This is a genomic window from Oceanobacter sp. ABM4_470, assembly GCF_056158645.1.
The window spans coordinates 2438010-2454546 of sequence record NZ_JBSWTR010000001.1; the positions used below are offsets into that span (position 1 = coordinate 2438010).

A 16537-nucleotide genomic window follows, 5' to 3' on the forward strand; every position below is an offset into this window, starting at 1 on the left:
ATGACCATGCGACTGCTGAAACGCCGCGCGGTACTCAGCGACACCCTCGCCATTGAGGATGCCGACGAGCTACTGGCCTGGTTCAAGGACAAGGACCGCACCGAACTGGATATGTCCGCACTCGAACACATTCACAGTGCCCCGCTACAAGTATTGATGGCGGCTCAACCAAAAGTCATCGCCTGGCCGGAGCGGCTGGGGTTGAGCCAATGGCTGCAAACCTGTCTGGGTGACGCAGCGCTGAAAGAGGAGCAATAGCCCGTGGCTAAGATGATATACGTTGTCGACGATTCCAAAACCATGCTGATGAGCGTGCGCTCGACGCTGGAAATGGCCGGTTATCGGGTAGAAACATGCGATAACCCACTCAACGCCGTACAGCACCTGAATGGTAATAAGGTCGATCTGATCATCACCGACGTCAACATGCCGGGGATGAACGGTCTGGAACTGATTGCCAAGGTCCGTTCCAGCAGCGCCAATCGCTTTACCCCGATTCTGACCCTGACCACCGAAAGTCAGGCCCAGAAACGGGATGAAGCGAAAAAGTTGGGGGCCACCGGATGGCTGGTTAAACCTGTATCCGCCCAGGACCTGACTCGCGTTTTACGTCAGATCCTGCCAGGCGCCTGATCTCCGGGGAGTGTTGGTATGAATCTGCAGTACCTGCAAAAAAATACAAAATTGGTCGGCGCAGGATTGGCAGGCTGGCTGGTAGGCGTGGGCGTGCTCACCTTTGGTGGTTTTATCCCAACACCCTACTGCAATTATCTGTGGGCGTTCAGCAGCGGCATGATGGGCATATTCACCTACCTGGTGATCCAGTCCGCAGGGGCTGTTCAAAAGCGCAAAAAACAACGAAGCAGCGACACCGATGTCGACATTGCAGGCAGAACCCAGGCTCTTAAACAGCTGCTGTGCAGCTTTAGCCCACTGGCTGGGCTCTTGAATGCGCACCTGGAAACCACCAACAAACTGGCCGATGACGCCGCCACCGACATCATGGAACGGGTGCTGAAAATCAGCCAACGCTCAGAAGAGTTTCTGAAGGTGTTTGAACAGCGCCGTCTCGAAGCCCAGGACATCACCGCCGAAGCGGAAAACACCATGGCTTCCAGCCAACACCTGCTGGAAGAAATGTCCGCCTACCGTCAGAAGCGTGAAAGCCACCAGCAACAACAGTCCGAAGCCATTACCGACATTGCCAACAAGGTGGAAACCTTCAAGCCATTGATTGAAGTGATCCGCGAAGTGACCAAGCAAACCAACCTGCTGGCACTGAACGCCGCCATCGAGGCGGCCCGTGCCGGTGAAGCCGGACGAGGGTTTGCAGTGGTCGCCGACGAAGTGCGCACGCTCTCCAACCAGATTGAAGACGCCGCCGCCCGCATTGAAGACAGCGTCTTCCAGGTGTCAACCACGGTAGACGGCCAAATGGATCGTCTGGAAGAAGCCCAGCAAAGCGCCGTCGACGAAGTGGAATGGCTGCAAACCATTAATCACTCGGTGAATACCCTGTCAAACCAGTTCCAGAAAGCGGTTCACACCCTCGATGACCTGACCGACAACACCCAGGAAGCCGTCAGCTACGTGCGTAGCTCGGTACTGACGGTGCTCAGCCGCAGCCAGTTCCAGGACATCGCCCGCCAGCAGATCGAACAGGTACAGGAAGGCCTCAACCTGTGTGAAGCGCGCTTCAAAGTGATCAGCGAACAGCCAGACATCAGCAAACTGACCACCGATCAGGACCTCAGCGACATCATTGAATCCCTCCGAGAGGGATACACCATGAAAGAACAGGAAGACATCCACCGCGAACTGCTCGACGGCGTCGACACCAACCAATCTGATGAACCCGAAAGACCCAAGATTGAATTGTTCTAGAACCCCCTCTGAACAGCTATGTACCGGATGGGCGCTCTGCCCATCCGTTCTTCTTATCCGAAACCCCAACACATTAAGCCCCCAAGCACACCAAGCCCGATAGCACTCATGGGTAGCCTGCTCTCTGTCTATCCAAGCTGTTCGCAGGCAAGCCTGCTCCTACAAAGGAATGGCGTACCATCGGCAGCAAGCTACCTCCCACAGGCTCTAAATCTATGGGTAGGATGTATTAGCGGAACGCGTAATACATCGCCAGCACTGGGGATTCGCTGGCAGCCGAATTTGTAGGAGCGAATTTATTCGCGAAAGGGAAAGCGGGTATCCACACCATTATCAATGACTCGGTCGGATAAGCTCGCGACACCCGACACCCGACACCCGACACCCGACACCCGACATACCAGACCACAGCCAACCTCAATCTTGCTTCAGCAAACTGGTGTAATCGGTCAGCTTCATCGGCTTGTGGAACAGGTAGCCCTGAAAAATATCGCAGCCATGGCGAGTAAGAAATTGGCGTTGCTCGACCGTTTCAACACCTTCGGCGCACAGCTCCATGCCCAACCGGCGAGCCATTTCGATGATGGTGATCACCAGGGCGTCGTCGCGTTCGCTGCGGCCAATGTTGTCGACAAATTGCTTGTCGATCTTGATCAAGTCGATGGGGATTTTGGTCAGGTAGCTGAGGGAGGAATAACCCGTTCCGAAGTCGTCCAGCGCCACCCGGCAGCCCATGGCGGTAATGTCATCGAAGAAGCGGTTGGCAACGTCGAGGTTATCCAGATAGGCGTGTTCGGTCACTTCGAACTCAATCAATCCCCGCGGGATTTCATGTTTGATGAACGCTCCTTTGATAAAACCAATCAGGTGATATTTCTTGAGGTCGTGGGCCGACAGGTTAATCGACACCTGAAACGGCTGCGGCACATGGCTGAACACATGGCGGCAGTCGGAACACACCCGCTCAATCACCCACTGGGTAATGTCAGAGACTTTGCCGGAGTGCTCGGCAATTGGAATAAACTCCGCTGGCGATACAAACCCCAGGGTTTTACTGGTCCAGCGCACCAGCGCTTCTGCACCAACCCGGGTACCATCGGGTTTGACCTTTTCCTGGTAGTATACGCTGAATTCGTTTTCCGCCAGTGCGGTATCAATCGAGTTGGCAATGTCCACCCGCCGCTGATAGTTGTCCATCATGGTGGAGTTAAAGAAGCTGTAGCGGCTCTTGCCGAGGCTTTTGGCGGTATACATGGCGACGTCGGCATTGCGAATCAGGTCGCGGGTGTCAGCATCCGAGTCAAAGGTGGTTGCAATTCCAACACTGGCAGACACCCTTACCTCCCAGCTATTGATCACATATTTTTGCATCAGGCCAATCACCACCAGATCGGCCAGCTGTTCCAGCTTGGCCCGCGGTGGACATTCCCGCAGCAGGACCAGAAATTCGTCGCCGCCATGGCGCGACACGGTGGCTTCGTCCGGCACGATGGACACCAGCCGCTGCGCCACCATTTCCAGCAGTTTGTCGCCCACCTCATGCCCCAACGAATCGTTTACCAGCTTGAAGCCATCAAGGTCGACGTACATTACCGCCAGATGCTGGTTGTTGCTTTCCAAATGTTCCAGCGCATGGGCCAGCAACGTCATAAAACGGTTACGGTTCGACAGCCCGGTAAGGCTGTCGTAATTGGCCAGATATTCGGTATCGGCCTTGCGTTCTTCCAGCAGCGCCACGTACTCGCGGTTAACTTCGGTCTCTTCCTGAATCACCCGCATCATGGCGTGAATGTTGTTGCTCAGGCGCTGAACTTCAAAGCGTCCGCCGTGCGGAATTTGCAGGGCGTAGTTTTTGGTGCGGCTGACTTCTTCAACAAAATCACTCAACCGCGTCAGCGGTGCCAGCCACTTGTTGCCGAGCAAATAAAATGCTGCCGCCAGCAAAATCATGATCAGGGCAATGGGAGGCAACAGTCGGGTGATCAGTTTTTGGGTGCTGGCCGCAATCGGGCCCTCAAAATCGTCGATGATGACCAGATAACCCAGCCGATACGCCGGATCACCAATGCTGCGCACCGCCACCAGATCGCCTTCAACGGGGTGAATGCCTTCCCCCAGTGACTGCAACGAACGACTGACCACCGCCAGTACGGCATCGCCCTCGCGCAAGCCAGCCTGACCGTGGTACAGGTCGAGCTGGTTCCAGTCAGGGTCATACACTGCGGCAATGCGGATGTTTTTATAGGGGTCAAGGCTCAGCAAATAACGTTTGAGTTCAAAGGCACTGTCTTGCTGGTTGAGGATATCCACCAGGTCGTTGGACATGTTTTCCGACAGTGCTCGCAAATCGCTCTGAACGTAGCGGGAATACAGCTCCTTATGCTCACGCAGCGACAGCAAAAACACCGATGCTGCCACGGCAGTCAGAAAAAGAAGGCTGAGGATAACAACGGATGTACGAATACTATTCACGTCAAAGGGTACCTGTGGATTCCCGCAAGATAGCCCTTTAACTCTAGTCGCTCCGACGCCCGACATGGCAAACCCGAGGCCAACAAATCAGGCCAGAACGTAATGAATTACTACCAAATGTAACCCGCCGGTAGTCCTCGCCTGTAGCGTCTCATATACCCTGGAATTACCCGCATCAAATCGCTGTGGAATATGGCAAGCCGCCCGATAGCTTCTACACTGTTTTCAAGGAACCCAAATTATCTGATTCCTTATTGCATACTCCATTACAGAGAGCTTTTCGTGAAGACACGCCTTATCTCTGCCACTGCGAATACCAGACGACGGCCCTTGCTGGCCGCCGTAACGTCTGTGCTGTTAGCACCCTTGACGATGCTGGGCGTCGCCACTGCGTTAAGCTCGTCGGCCAACGCCGCCAAATTGACCGATGACATCGAATTGTCTGGCATCGTTCGCGTGATTGGCGGCTACCTGGAGTCAGACAACCACAGTATTGATGGGTATAGCGACAGCGTCAGTCTGCACCAACAGTCGTTGATTGCGTTGCAGCCCACCTGGCACATCAACGACCGGTTGAGCACCACCCTGCAGTGGGTTGGCCATAGCGGAGCCGGTCGAGAATCCGGTATAGAATGGGCCTACTTGAGCTACAGCCTTAATGATCAGTGGCAACTGAAAGCCGGCAAGCTACGGATGCCGTTTTTCCATTACAGCGACAGCATTGATGTGGGCTATTCCTACCCTTGGGTGTCACCGCCATTGCAGCTGTATAACAACAAGCTATTTCCTACCTTTAAAGGCGCCAACGTCAGTTACAACTTTGCCGGTGAAAGCTTCGCCGTTCGCGTTGAGGGGCTATACGGTTACTACCACAGTGACAGCGTCATGATTGCAGGTTCGCGACTGGGCGCCGATGCCAAGGTCGACAACATGTATGGCGCCAACGCCGAATTACGCCGTGGACACTGGGGCTTGCGACTGGCTTACCACACCGGCGATTCTCAAACCCGGATGGAATTTTTAACGCCACTGATGACGGCGTTACAGCAAGCCGGATTTGACGATGCCTCGTCCACGCTCAAAGCAGAGGGGCCAGTGAACGTGTACAGCATTGGCGCCGACTACGAGGACTTCACCAGTTTTTACCGGGCCGAATGGGTTCGAACCGTTACCGATCTGGACTTCTCGCCGACGCAAACCAGTTATTACCTCAGCGCCGGGCGCTACATTCAGGACTGGACCCTGCACCTGACATTCGCCAGCTCCGCTAATACACGCACCGAGCCATCCAATGAGTTACAGCCGTTTCTGGCCGACCCGACCACCCCGCTGTATCCATTGGCAGCGGGCTATTACACCGCTTACCAGCGCATTCCTACCGGAGGCATGAACAGCGTTACCCTGGGAGCCCGTTGGGATTTCCGCCTGAATATGGCGTTAAAAACCGACATCAGCTACCTGAAAGAAACCAGCGCCTACAGCGGCTTTTTCGTCAACGAAGGGGATTCGTCCCAGGACGTTGAAGCCCAGACAGGCACTCTCTACCAAATCGGCTGGGAGTGGATTTTCTGATGAACGCATTGATGACCTGGGTATCGACCCTATCGACTCTTTTGAACCGCCGCATTGGCATTTGCCAACCACATTTACTGGCCACCGTGCTGATGATGTTCAGCCTAAGTGCTGCTGAGGCCAAGGCCGAGCATTCCCTGTTGGTGGTTGCCAACAATCAGGATGGCTCGATTCAGCTGACCCGTTCCCAGGTGCGCAACCTGTTTATGGGCGTATCCGTCGGCAAAGGCCTTGAGCCGGTTGCCCTGCAACCCGGCAACCAGCTGAGAACCCGCTTCAACACCGAAGTAATTGGCATGGCCGAAAACCGCATTCAGTCTTACTGGGCGCAAATGAAATTCACCGGCCGTCAAACGCCGCCGGAAGAGTTCAGCAGCGAGCAGGAATTGATTGAATACCTGTCCAAACACCCGGGCAGCGTCGGCTACGTTTCCAGCGAAGCAAGCCTGCCCGAAGGTTTGCAAGTGGTATACGCCGACGACCTGTAATCAAGCGCTCCTGAGCTAACCAAGCCCAAACCCAAGCCCAAGCCACTGGGCTTGGGCCAGGACCCTTGCCCCGCCAAGCCAGCCTCACCACGCTCCCTCGATCCCTTTGCAAACACGCTTTTGCCCGCCAACGGTCGCTCCTTGAGTTGCATCACAAAGCAGGACAGCTATGGGGATTTGAAACTCCATAGCTAAAAACTATAAAATCAATCCAGACAATCAGTTTCAAAAATAACATAGCCAATCGCTATTATTACTTCATCGACAGCGGCACAGAGACACAGCGCCGATCGCAACCGTATTTGGCTAAAAGCGGAACAAATTCGCTCACAGCCATCCAACATAAGCGTGAAACAACGCAACAGGAGATCATTATGAGCATTAACATTGGTATCAGTGACAGCCACCGCGAACAGATTTCCAACGGTCTTGGACGCCTGCTGGCAGACAGCTACACCCTCTACCTGACCACCCACAACTTCCACTGGAACGTGACAGGCCCGATGTTCAACAGCCTGCACACCATGTTTGAAGAGCAGTACACCGAGCTGTGGAACTCACTCGACACCATCGCTGAGCGTATTCGCTCGCTGGGCCACTACGCACCGGGTTCTTACGCCCAGTTTGTTGAGCTGACTTCGTTGCCAGATGTGCCAACCAAGCCACCGAAAGCGCTGGATATGGTAGCCACTCTGGCTCAAGGCCACGAAACCGCCGCTCGAACCGCTCGGGATTTGTTTGAACTGGCCGACGTCGCCAACGACGAAGCAACTGCCGACTTGCTGACCCAACGCCTGGCCGTCCACGAACAAACCGCCTGGATGCTGCGCGCTCTGCTGGAAGAGTAAGCACCAGCTAAAACACAAGTCCCCTGAGTAGCAAACAGCCGACTTAGTCGGCTGTTTGCCTTTGCGATCAGCCTGCAACCCAATCCTCTGGGGACGACATTCGTTCCTTCCGCTTCCCTCCTATTCCCTCAGCACCGCAACCGGAATGCTATGGAGTCACCGGTTTTCGTTCACAGAACACATATTTCTGCAATCCGACCTTTTATCTGACGTTTTGGATATCTTCTTCCCTGCAACATTTTGGTAATATCCGCGCGAATTTGCCATTTCCATACTGAACATATGGTTAATAAACGAACCAGCATGGAAAATTGTCTGGCAAACCTACAAAATACCCACTGAGCATATCGATTGGATTATGCCTGCCTTGGCGTCAGCCGCCAGCGCAGTCATCGAACTCGAAATGACACGCTCTTTTCAAATTTGCCATAACCACCCGTGCAGGCAGAAGCATCATTAAGGGAGCTGCCACGCAAGCATGCAGTCTCGGGCCACGCCCTGAGTTGCACCGCTCCGAATGCCCGGGAAGACAATGGATCGAATGGATGTGCTCTGAAGGAAACAGGGTCAATCGGGTAACCCGGTACGGCAAACAACCAGGCCACAGAGCCCAGGTTGCAACAACGACTCCAGAGAGAGCCGCGCCGACCAACACCCAGCGCAGAAATCAGGAGAGTTTATGAACAACGATGCCGACATCGTTTTCCAGAGTTATGGTCGTAGTTGCAACAACATCATCTTCTTTGAAGACTTCTACGATATCTTCATGTCCAAGTCGCAAGATGTGCGGGATATGTTCGTGAATACCAACATGGAAGCCCAGCGGGCACTGTTGCGTAGCGGTATTCTTTGGCTGGTGATGCGTGCTCGTGGCATGCCAGACACCAAAATCCGTGCCCTCGGCGAAAGCCACAGCCGTAGCAGAATGAACATCAACCCATCGTTTTATGGGTTGTGGCTGGATGCCCTGATAGAAACCCTGTACCGCCATGATCCCGAATTTTCCCCCGAAATGGAAAAGATCTGGCGACGCACCCTTAGCCCCAGCATCGACTTGATCAAAAGCATGTATTGATCAATTTGGCCAATTTAATGCCGAAAAAGTCTTATTGAGACAGTCATTGCCGATTGACCTCCTACACTGAAACAAAGCAGTCTGTTTAAAACGCATCCAGTGAAGGAGGTCGCCATGACCAAACAGCATGAACTGCGAGAAGAACCGCGTAATGAGCTGACGACCAACGTCAGTGTGTTTCGAGCCGATGATTTGTCGTACGTTGGCTTGCTGTTGAATTGCTCAGACAAGGGAATGATGTTTTCGAGCTACGAATCAATAGAACCCGGTACCGAACTGGGTTTGGAATTGGTCGACGTAAGACCTGCCAGTGAGCTGCACCGCACCGGCTTTTGCAAAATTGAAGTGGTCTGGAGCAAGCCTCTGACCCCAAGCCTGTACAGTGTTGGCTGCCGCCTGCACTCCCCTTGCCCGACCATGCACACCATGATTCGCAGCTACCGTCAGGCATCCTGATCCAGCGTGCTTATCGCCATAAAAAACGGGCCAACTCAGGCCCGTTTTTTATGCTCGGCTGATCAACCCTTAAATCAACCAACCGCCGATGGTCGCCACGGCAATCATCACCAGCCAGACAGACTCACTGCGTAAATGCAGCTGATGCCATTCGTCCAGCTCTGCGGACGCCGCTTCGGCATCGTCTGAGAAATCATGCCAGCTGCTGCCTTGGGGTTGTTTGCCCAGTGCCGCACGGGCAACGTCTCCCAGCACGTTTTGGCTGGACGCTCCGGTGTTCCATAACAACGAACGCCACACTGGCAGCGCCATCATCATATTACCTGCCAGGCAGTAGGTCAGACCCAGCAGCCGGGCTGGAGCCCATTCCAGCCAATACAAACAGGTCGTCGCCAGCCGGCTGGGGACGCCCTCACGGCTGCTGCCTGTTTCAGTTTCCGGGCTGGCTGATGCGTTATGTTCCGGTTCAGTCTGATCCGCCAACAAAGCGTCAGTTTCTTCAGGCTCTGCCACCGCACAATCGGATACCGTGTCCTGGCTTTGGTCACTAACAGAATCAGCGACCGCGTCATCCATGCAACGAAACTGCGGCAGATTTTGCTGGTAACGAGCCAGATTAAGCGTCAGCCACGCCAACACGACACCAGCGACATCCGCCAGCACGTACCAGAACACCATCAAAAAGAAGAACTCAAACCAGCGGTAAACCACCGCTTTCAGCACCTGCTGGTTCATGGTTTCGGCGTCAGACGTTGCTTCCAGCCCCGGCACCGTGATGGTTTGTCGGGCGCACAAATAAGCCGCTTCAAGGTCACCGTTGGCCAAACACTCGCGATAATGCCGCAACGGCCTGCCAATATTGGCCTGCGCCAACAGCAGCAATAACAACACGATTTCGGCCAGCAATGCGGGCAGCCCCCAGGCCACCGAATCCAGCCACCAGAACAAGGCACCGACCAGGATGGTCGGAATCACCACCACCAGCGCAAACTGCCCTACCGCACCCAAACGCTGAAACCCGCTCCAACGCTCAAACAGTCCGATAAAGCGGTCAAACCCCAACCGCTGGTTCAAGCGGCTGGCAGCAGGCACCTGCTGCTGCAACAGCACAGCGATGAACAACACCAGAAATTTCATCAACAAACCTCCTGAACAGACGCCGAATCAAGCTGGCGATGGTAACGGTCCCAATCAAAGCATGGGCCGGGGTCGGTCTTGCGGCCCGGGGCAATATGTTCGTGGCCGGTAATGCGTCGGCCAATCGCCGGGAAAGCCTGGGTAATGGCAAGACTCGCTTGCGCCAGTGCGGCGTATTGCGCATCGGTAAACAGCGTATGGTCGTCACCTTCCATTTCGATGCCGATGGAGTAGTCGTTGCAGTTATCGCGGCCTTCGTAGCAAGAAACTCCGGCGTGCCAGGCGCGGTCTCGCAAATCTACAAATTGGGTGATGGAACCATCACGCTCAATCAGCAAATGCGCCGATACCTGCAGCTGATGGATTTCTTCAAAGTAGGGATGTAACGACGGGTCGAGCTGATTGCTGAAAAACGCCTGCACATGGCCGCCACCAAACTGGCCGGGAGGCAAGCTGATGTTATGTATCACCAGCAGCGACACATCGGCGTTGTCTGGCCGAGGACCAAAATTGGGCGAGGGAAGCCAGTGGGCTGCATCCAGCTTGCCGTCAATCACTTTCATGTAGTACCTGCGATGCCTGACAGTTGTTAGCAGTATCACTGTAAGCCCGCGGGAATGCAAAATGCTGCCTGCTGGCAAACCTCGCAAAAAAAGCGCCGGTACCATGCGTTTCTGCCGCTCTGGGTGTACTATTCGGCCCCGGAATTTACTTGCAAAACGAGCCCATGATGAACCTGAACGCATTCCAGAACGATATCGCCCAAGCCGTTGCCTTTGCTCTTCAGGAAGACGTTGGCAGCGGCGACATTACTGCCATGCTGATTCCGGCAGAGCGCCAGTCGAAAGCCCGCGTGATCAGTCGTGACCGCGCCATTATTGCTGGCAAGGCATGGGTTAATGAAGTATTTCGTCAGGTAGACCCGTCAGTACAGGTGATCTGGAAAGTCAGCGAAGGCGAATGGGTGCGCCCGGATCAGGAGCTGTTTGAATTGGTTGGCCCGGCTCGCGCCCTGCTGACCGGCGAACGCTGTGCATTGAACTTCCTGCAAACCCTGTCTGGCACCGCAACCCGCTGTCGTTTTTATGCCGACAAAGTCGCCAGCACCCAGGTACAACTGCTGGATACCCGCAAAACCATCCCCGGCCTGCGCATTGCCCAGAAATATGCGGTCAGCGTTGGCGGTTGCTACAACCACCGCGTCGGTTTGTACGATGCCTTCCTGATCAAGGAAAACCACATCATGGCCTGTGGCGGCATTGCCGAAGCCATTGCCGAAGCCCATCGCATTGCCCCGGGCAAAGCCGTTGAAGTTGAAGTCGAAACCATGGCGCAGCTGGATGAAGCCATTGCCGCCGATGCCGATATCATCATGCTCGACAACTTCACGCCGGAAGAAATGGTGGTTGCCGTACAGCACACCCGCAGTAAAACCGCCAACCGCGCCAAGGGCCCAATCAAGCTGGAAGCGTCTGGTAACATTACCGACAAAACCCTGCTGCCTTACGCCCAGACCGGCGTCGATTACATTTCCATTGGCGCCTTGACCAAAGACTGCAAGGCCGTCGACCTGTCCATGCGCGTTTCCATGTAAAAAGACACTGGTCCATGTAAAAAGACTGTCGCTCAATGCCACCGCTACATTGTTGAAGGAGTAACCCAAATGCACTTGTCGTCCTGGAACCGTTATCAGGCCTTTGCCGCCCACTTTGGCATCAGTCTGGTGATATTTCTGGTATTGGTTCTGTTGGTGTTCACCGTCTGGTACCCCGGCCTGCTGATGCAAGCCGACAACAGTTGGGAACAGGCCCTGATGATGATTGCCGGGGTCGATCTGGTGCTCGGCCCCTTGCTGACCCTGATCGTCTTTAACCCGAAAAAGAAAAGCCTGAAAATGGACCTCAGCATCATCGCCTTGTGTCAGCTGGCGGCCCTGGTGGCAGGCTTGTACACCGTCAACAGCAGCCGTCCGGTGGGGCTGTATCTGGCCTTCCCGCCACAAGGTTTTGAGGTGCTGTATGCCAATACGGTTACCCCGGAACTGGCGGCCTTTGCCGAAGACGCGGATACCCCGCTGTTTTATTACACCGGCAAGGAGCTGTTTGGCCCAGCGACTCAAATGGACCTGACGCCGGAGATGCTGGCTCCGGTTGATAATCCGGATCTGAGTTATCAGGCGTTTATTGAAAGAAAGTCGCCCAAAGGCATGTTCGAGCTGGATGGCAAGCTACGTATGCAAATTGCCATGACCAACAACTGGGTCGTCACAAATCTGGATGGCTCAGAGCCAACGATTGTTCCCACTGAAGCGCTCAAAGCGGCGGAAAACTGATATTCAAAGCGGCCACTGAGTCATTTCAGGGCCCTAACACCAACCGCAGCAGGATCACCCTGTTTGCGGTTGATTTTCTACTTTTCTCTTATCCCCTGATTTTTACAACCTTTTCTGTTCAGCTCACATCTCATCACTACAACCCCACAACCCCACAACCCCACAACCCCACAACCCCACAACCCCACAACCCCATAACCCCACAACCCCACAACCCCAATCTCATCACCTCTAGTACCTGCTTAACAGGCACAGGACCAAACGCCAGGCTATACGCCGATATGCGCCGGTTTACCCATGCGCCAGCCAGAACGCCATGCGCCTGCTAGGCTGAATAAACAACTTTTCCTGTTTGTCTGGAGCACCCGGATGTTGAATGCGCTGATGTCACCCGCCATACGCCTGATGAGCAACCTCAGCTATGCCGCCAAGTTCGGCCTGATTATGGTCGCCTTTTTCGTTCCACTGGGCATTCTGGCATCGCTGGTATTCAAGCCAGCGCAACAGTCAATCGAGTCTACCCACGAGGCATTGGCGGCCGTCGACGATGTCGAAGCCCTGCTGCAACTGGTCGGTTTTGCTGGCCACAGCTTGGTATCCGGCTCGGTCAGCGCCTTTCACAGCAATGCTGAACTGACCCAGCAAGCCAGCGAAGACTTCACTCGTGTACAACAGCAAGCAGCCGAAACCCGTCAATCACTGGCCAACCCTGCTCTTTCGGAAGCGCTACAGCAGTGGATTGAAACCCAACTGCCTCGGCTATCGGCCAGCGGCGAACACCGCCAGGCCAACTTTCAGGACCAATTCGTTTATGGCGAGCTGGCCATCGACGGTCTGAACCAGCTGGTGACCCGTTCGGCTCAACAAAGCGGCCTGGCACTCGACAGCAATGCCCATGTACAGCTGGTGATGTCGTACATTCAACGGGACGTGCCAGCCCTTTCCTCCGTATTGGGGCAAATGCACAGCGCGGGCTTGTACGCCTTTGTCGAGCAATACCTGCGCTCGGCAACGTACGATGAAATCAATCGGGTATTCGACCAGTTACTGGCCAGCGAACCGACGTTGGAAACCATGCAAAGTGGTGCAGCAGAATTGGGGAATCGTCAGTTTGAAGAAGTGATCAGCAACCTGAAAGACCGTATCCACCAGCTGACGCTGGACGTGGAAGACCAGATTCTGGCCGCCAGCCAACTCAGCGGTGGCTGGCAACAATTCGATCAAACCATGCAACCAACCTGGAAAACCCTGCACCAGCTGGAACAACTGGCCCTGCCGATGATTCGCAACGAGCTGCAAGCCCGGCTGCAAACCCAGCAAGCCCGACTCAACAGCCTGATTCTGACTCTTGTTGCCGCCGTCGCCGTGATAGCTTACCTGTACCTGGCGTTCTACCTGTCAGTGCGCCACAGCATCAATCGGCTGAATTTGGCCTCCCGCCAACTGGCCGAGGGCGATCTTACCCATGAAATACGCTTTGCCGGTCGTGATGAGCTGGCCAGCCTTCGGGACACCTTCAATGGCATGGCGTCGAACATGCGCTCCACCCTGTCGACGGTGAAAGACAGCGCCAGCAAGGTCAACGACGAAGTCGGCAAGGTCGAAAGCATCGCCAACCAGAGCCGCAGCGCCGTTGAAACCCAGCAACAGCAAACGCTGGAGATCGCTCAGGTATTGGAAACCATGGTCAACCGTGCCGCTCAGGTAACCGAGTTTGCCCGCCAGGCGGAGCAATCGGCCTCGTCCGGTAAAAGCACAACGGCCGAAGCCAGCGTAGTGGTCGCACGGGTAATGGATGAGGTACGCCAGCTATCGGCAGACATGGAGTCATCGATGCAAGTGGTGAACAAGCTGGCCGAAAACTCGTCCAGCATCGCAAGCATTCTGGGCACCATCAAGGGCATTGCCGAGCAAACCAACCTGCTGGCGCTGAACGCCGCCATTGAAGCCGCGCGGGCGGGTGAGCAAGGTCGAGGTTTTGCCGTGGTGGCCGACGAAGTGCGCACTCTCGCCAGCCGCACCGCGGGTTCCGCCGATGAAATTGAAGGCCTGATCAAGGACGTTCAAACCAACATAGGCACGGCTGTAAACACCATGGAAGGCAATCGTGACAAGGCCAGCGCCACCGTAGACAGTTCTGAGCAGGTACGTAGCCAGCTGGACGACATTCTTGAAGCCATGGGCAATATTCAACAGCATGTTAACGGCATTGTATCGACCGCGGGAGAACAGCAAGGCAGCGCAGGTCAGCTGGAACGCAACCTTGAAGCCATTCGCTCGTCTGGCCAAAGCACATTGGCCAACGCTGAACGCACTGTAGAGTCGGTTGCCAACGCCCGCTCGCTAACCGCCGCGCTGGGCCAGCGGGTGCAGGCGTTTAAGGTCTGACGTCTGACGTCTGACGTCGGGTGTCGGGCGACTCAAACCAAGACATCAGGCCTCGGCAATGATCACGGCACGCAGTGGCGCCGGGTAACCTTCAGCGGTTTTGTTAACGTCTTCCGGGTCGAGGAAGTCTTTCAGCGAGTTGTAACGCATCCAGTCGGTGGCCCGTTGCTCTTCCAGAGAGGTCTGGTTCAGGTCGACCACCCGGGCGTTTTTGAACCCACAACGACGACACCACAGCAGCAGGGTTTCTAAGGTTGGAATAAACCAAACGTTACGCATCATGGCGTAGCGGTCCTCCGGCATGAGCACTTCACCTAACGCCCCTTCGATCACCAGGGTTTCCAGCACCAGCTCACCACCCGGCTTCAGTACCTGACGCAATTCGTCCAGATGCTCAATCGGCGACTTGCGGTGGTACAGCACGCCCATGGAAAACGCGGTATCAAAGGCTTTCAGATTACCTGGCACCTCTTCCATCTTGAATGGCAGCAAATCAGCCCGTGGCATCTGGCCAGTAGCAGCAGCGATATAGCGCTTGATGGCATTAAACTGCATCAGGAACAAACGGGAAGGATCAACACCCACCACCCGATGGGCCCCCGCTCCCAGCATGCGCCACATGTGATAACCGGAGCCACAGCCAACATCCAGCACGGTACGACCGTTCATATCACTCAGGTGCGGAGCAACCCGGTCCCACTTCCAGTCGCTGCGCCATTCGGTATCAATAAAACTATCGAACACCTGAAACGGCCCTTTACGCCATGGCATCAGGCCACGCAAACCCGCTTCAACATCGGCTTGCTGTTCGCTACTCAGGGCAGCCCCAATACCCAGATCATGGGCATTCAGGTCACAAGCAGCATTCTCTATCTGTGGCAACTGACACAAAGCTTCAACCCAACGCTGTTGGTCACCGTGTTCACGGGTCACCAGCAGGTCCTTCAGTTGCTCTGGCAATACGTCGGCCCAACGCTGCATCTTGCTGCCATCGGCACGCATGGTATCCAACAGCTCATCGAACAATGGCAGCAGGGTTTCGGCATCGGCCGGATCGAGATCGGCGAACAAACGGGAATCAGTGGTCATGAGACACTCAAAATCAGCAGAATTGGAAAGCAGAACAGAACGATAAAAACGATGATTATTTAATTGCCAAAAAAGAAGCAAAGTTAAAACACTGATGCCAGCGAACGACCTGGCTAAACCCGGCATCCAGCAAACGCTGCTTGTGTACGGCTGCGGTTTCCGGCACCAGATAATCTTCAATGGCAGTGCGCTTGCGAGCGATCTCCATCTCGCTGTAGCCATTGGCGCGTTTGAAGTCCCAGTGCAGCTCGGCCTGCAATTCCTGCTCGGGAGAATCAAACACAATCTTTTCCGACAGAATCAGAGCCCCACCCGGCAACATACCCTTGTTGATATTGGCCAACAGTGCCAGCCGCTCAGGCACAGGAATAAACTGCAGCACGTAATTCAGCGCAACGACAGAAGCCTTTTCCAGTTCCAGCTCGGTAATGTCATCACACCACAAGTCCACCGGCACCGGATTACCCGCCAGCGATTGATCATCAATGGCAATGTAGTGGCTGGCGCGCTCCAGCATCGACTCGGAATTATCCACGCCGATTACCTTGCAGCCATTGGCTTTAACCCCATGACGCATGGCCAATGTCACAGCGCCCAATGAGCAGCCCAGATCATAGAGGTTGGAATTATCCGTCGCGTAACGACCCGCAATCACCCCACACATAGCCACGGTTTCGGCATAGCCAGGCACTGAACGCTTGATCATGTCCGGAAATACCCGGGCAACGGCGTCGTCAAAACGGAAGCTGGCCACTTCGGTAGGCTGGTTCTGGAAAATATCGTCGCGATCGGTCAT

Annotated in this window: 16 protein-coding genes; 11 read left to right on the top strand and 5 right to left on the bottom strand. The window is 55.0% G+C overall.

Annotated features, from left to right (window positions below):
* The 3 genes from ACXADJ_RS10715 to ACXADJ_RS10725 are packed head-to-tail and all read left to right on the top strand — an operon-like array spanning position 1 to position 1884.
* Positions 1 to 258 (top strand): hypothetical protein, encoded by a 258-nt coding sequence (locus ACXADJ_RS10715; protein WP_475065637.1) that lies wholly within the window; start codon positions 1 to 3, stop codon positions 256 to 258.
* Between the two features lie 12 nt (positions 259 to 270).
* A complete protein-coding gene (locus tag ACXADJ_RS10720) occupies positions 271 to 633 on the top strand; it encodes a response regulator (protein WP_245582692.1) in 363 nt (120 codons plus the stop codon).
* An 18-nt stretch (positions 634 to 651) separates the two neighbouring features.
* Entirely contained in the window at positions 652 to 1884 is a 1233-nt protein-coding gene (locus tag ACXADJ_RS10725; protein WP_475065639.1) for a methyl-accepting chemotaxis protein, read from the top strand.
* Positions 1885 to 2301: 417 nt separating this feature from the next.
* Here the strand turns inward: ACXADJ_RS10725 and ACXADJ_RS10730 are convergent, their stop codons facing one another.
* Positions 2302 to 4356 (bottom strand): putative bifunctional diguanylate cyclase/phosphodiesterase, encoded by a 2055-nt coding sequence (locus ACXADJ_RS10730; protein ID WP_475065642.1) that lies wholly within the window; start codon positions 4354 to 4356, stop codon positions 2302 to 2304.
* Between the two features lie 282 nt (positions 4357 to 4638).
* On the opposite strand from ACXADJ_RS10730, the gene ACXADJ_RS10735 reads away from it, so the two are divergent.
* The 5 genes from ACXADJ_RS10735 (at position 4639) to ACXADJ_RS10755 (ending at position 8795) form a co-directional block, all read left to right on the top strand.
* Positions 4639 to 5928, top strand: a complete 1290-nt coding sequence (locus tag ACXADJ_RS10735) for a hypothetical protein (protein WP_475065646.1) — start codon at positions 4639 to 4641, stop codon at positions 5926 to 5928.
* Positions 5928 to 6416, top strand: a complete 489-nt coding sequence (locus tag ACXADJ_RS10740; RefSeq protein WP_475065649.1) for a hypothetical protein — start codon at positions 5928 to 5930, stop codon at positions 6414 to 6416. The genes ACXADJ_RS10735 and ACXADJ_RS10740 overlap by 1 nt, the downstream gene beginning before the upstream one ends.
* 374 nt (positions 6417 to 6790) lie before the next feature.
* On the top strand, positions 6791 to 7264 hold the full coding sequence (locus ACXADJ_RS10745) for a Dps family protein (protein WP_051219547.1): 474 nt from the start codon (positions 6791 to 6793) through the stop codon (positions 7262 to 7264).
* Positions 7265 to 7943: 679 nt separating this feature from the next.
* Entirely contained in the window at positions 7944 to 8339 is a 396-nt protein-coding gene (locus ACXADJ_RS10750) for a globin (protein ID WP_475065654.1), read from the top strand.
* A gap of 114 nt (positions 8340 to 8453) precedes the next feature.
* Positions 8454 to 8795: a PilZ domain-containing protein gene (locus tag ACXADJ_RS10755; protein ID WP_028294620.1), complete on the top strand. Its 342-nt coding sequence runs from the start codon at positions 8454 to 8456 to the stop codon at positions 8793 to 8795.
* A 69-nt stretch (positions 8796 to 8864) separates the two neighbouring features.
* On the opposite strand, the gene ampE is transcribed toward ACXADJ_RS10755, so the two are convergent.
* Both ampE and ampD read right to left on the bottom strand, forming a co-directional pair.
* Positions 8865 to 9932 (bottom strand): regulatory signaling modulator protein AmpE, encoded by a 1068-nt coding sequence (gene ampE / locus ACXADJ_RS10760; RefSeq protein ID WP_475065657.1) that lies wholly within the window; start codon positions 9930 to 9932, stop codon positions 8865 to 8867.
* Positions 9932 to 10495, bottom strand: a complete 564-nt coding sequence (gene ampD / locus ACXADJ_RS10765; RefSeq protein ID WP_475065659.1) for a 1,6-anhydro-N-acetylmuramyl-L-alanine amidase AmpD — start codon at positions 10493 to 10495, stop codon at positions 9932 to 9934. Before ampD ends, ampE begins: the two co-directional genes overlap by 1 nt.
* A gap of 164 nt (positions 10496 to 10659) precedes the next feature.
* Between ampD and nadC the strand changes: the two genes are divergently transcribed.
* From nadC to ACXADJ_RS10780, 3 genes are all read left to right on the top strand, one after another.
* On the top strand, positions 10660 to 11526 hold the full coding sequence (gene nadC, locus ACXADJ_RS10770; RefSeq protein ID WP_475065660.1) for a carboxylating nicotinate-nucleotide diphosphorylase: 867 nt from the start codon (positions 10660 to 10662) through the stop codon (positions 11524 to 11526).
* A 69-nt stretch (positions 11527 to 11595) separates the two neighbouring features.
* Positions 11596 to 12264: a hypothetical protein gene (locus tag ACXADJ_RS10775; protein WP_475065663.1), complete on the top strand. Its 669-nt coding sequence runs from the start codon at positions 11596 to 11598 to the stop codon at positions 12262 to 12264.
* A 369-nt stretch (positions 12265 to 12633) separates the two neighbouring features.
* A complete protein-coding gene (locus ACXADJ_RS10780; protein ID WP_475065665.1) occupies positions 12634 to 14652 on the top strand; it encodes a methyl-accepting chemotaxis protein in 2019 nt (672 codons plus the stop codon).
* Between the two features lie 45 nt (positions 14653 to 14697).
* Here ACXADJ_RS10780 and cmoB read toward each other — a convergent pair whose 3' ends face one another.
* Both cmoB and cmoA read right to left on the bottom strand, forming a co-directional pair.
* Positions 14698 to 15741, bottom strand: a complete 1044-nt coding sequence (gene cmoB / locus ACXADJ_RS10785; RefSeq protein WP_475065669.1) for a tRNA 5-methoxyuridine(34)/uridine 5-oxyacetic acid(34) synthase CmoB — start codon at positions 15739 to 15741, stop codon at positions 14698 to 14700.
* Positions 15742 to 15796: 55 nt separating this feature from the next.
* Positions 15797 to 16537 carry a carboxy-S-adenosyl-L-methionine synthase CmoA gene (cmoA, locus tag ACXADJ_RS10790; RefSeq protein ID WP_475065682.1) on the bottom strand — a complete coding sequence of 247 codons (741 nt, stop codon included), beginning with the start codon at positions 16535 to 16537 and terminating at the stop codon, positions 15797 to 15799.

Excerpts from the sequence above, each read along its gene's own strand:
- cmoB (WP_475065669.1), bottom strand. The coding sequence starts at position 15,741 with ATGACCACTGATTCCCGTTTGTTCGCCGATCTCGATCCGGCCGATGCC.
- ampE (WP_475065657.1), bottom strand. The coding sequence starts at position 9,932 with ATGAAATTTCTGGTGTTGTTCATCGCTGTGCTGTTGCAGCAGCAGGTG.
- cmoA (WP_475065682.1), bottom strand. The coding sequence starts at position 16,537 with ATGACCGATCGCGACGATATTTTCCAGAACCAGCCTACCGAAGTGGCC.
- ACXADJ_RS10755 (WP_028294620.1), top strand. The coding sequence starts at position 8,454 with ATGACCAAACAGCATGAACTGCGAGAAGAACCGCGTAATGAGCTGACG.
- ACXADJ_RS10715 (WP_475065637.1), top strand. The coding sequence starts at position 1 with ATGACCATGCGACTGCTGAAACGCCGCGCGGTACTCAGCGACACCCTC.
- ACXADJ_RS10750 (WP_475065654.1), top strand. The coding sequence starts at position 7,944 with ATGAACAACGATGCCGACATCGTTTTCCAGAGTTATGGTCGTAGTTGC.
- ACXADJ_RS10775 (WP_475065663.1), top strand. The coding sequence starts at position 11,596 with ATGCACTTGTCGTCCTGGAACCGTTATCAGGCCTTTGCCGCCCACTTT.
- nadC (WP_475065660.1), top strand. The coding sequence starts at position 10,660 with ATGATGAACCTGAACGCATTCCAGAACGATATCGCCCAAGCCGTTGCC.
- ampD (WP_475065659.1), bottom strand. The coding sequence starts at position 10,495 with ATGAAAGTGATTGACGGCAAGCTGGATGCAGCCCACTGGCTTCCCTCG.
- ACXADJ_RS10720 (WP_245582692.1), top strand. The coding sequence starts at position 271 with ATGATATACGTTGTCGACGATTCCAAAACCATGCTGATGAGCGTGCGC.
- ACXADJ_RS10740 (WP_475065649.1), top strand. The coding sequence starts at position 5,928 with ATGAACGCATTGATGACCTGGGTATCGACCCTATCGACTCTTTTGAAC.
- ACXADJ_RS10745 (WP_051219547.1), top strand. The coding sequence starts at position 6,791 with ATGAGCATTAACATTGGTATCAGTGACAGCCACCGCGAACAGATTTCC.
- ACXADJ_RS10725 (WP_475065639.1), top strand. The coding sequence starts at position 652 with ATGAATCTGCAGTACCTGCAAAAAAATACAAAATTGGTCGGCGCAGGA.
- ACXADJ_RS10780 (WP_475065665.1), top strand. The coding sequence starts at position 12,634 with ATGTTGAATGCGCTGATGTCACCCGCCATACGCCTGATGAGCAACCTC.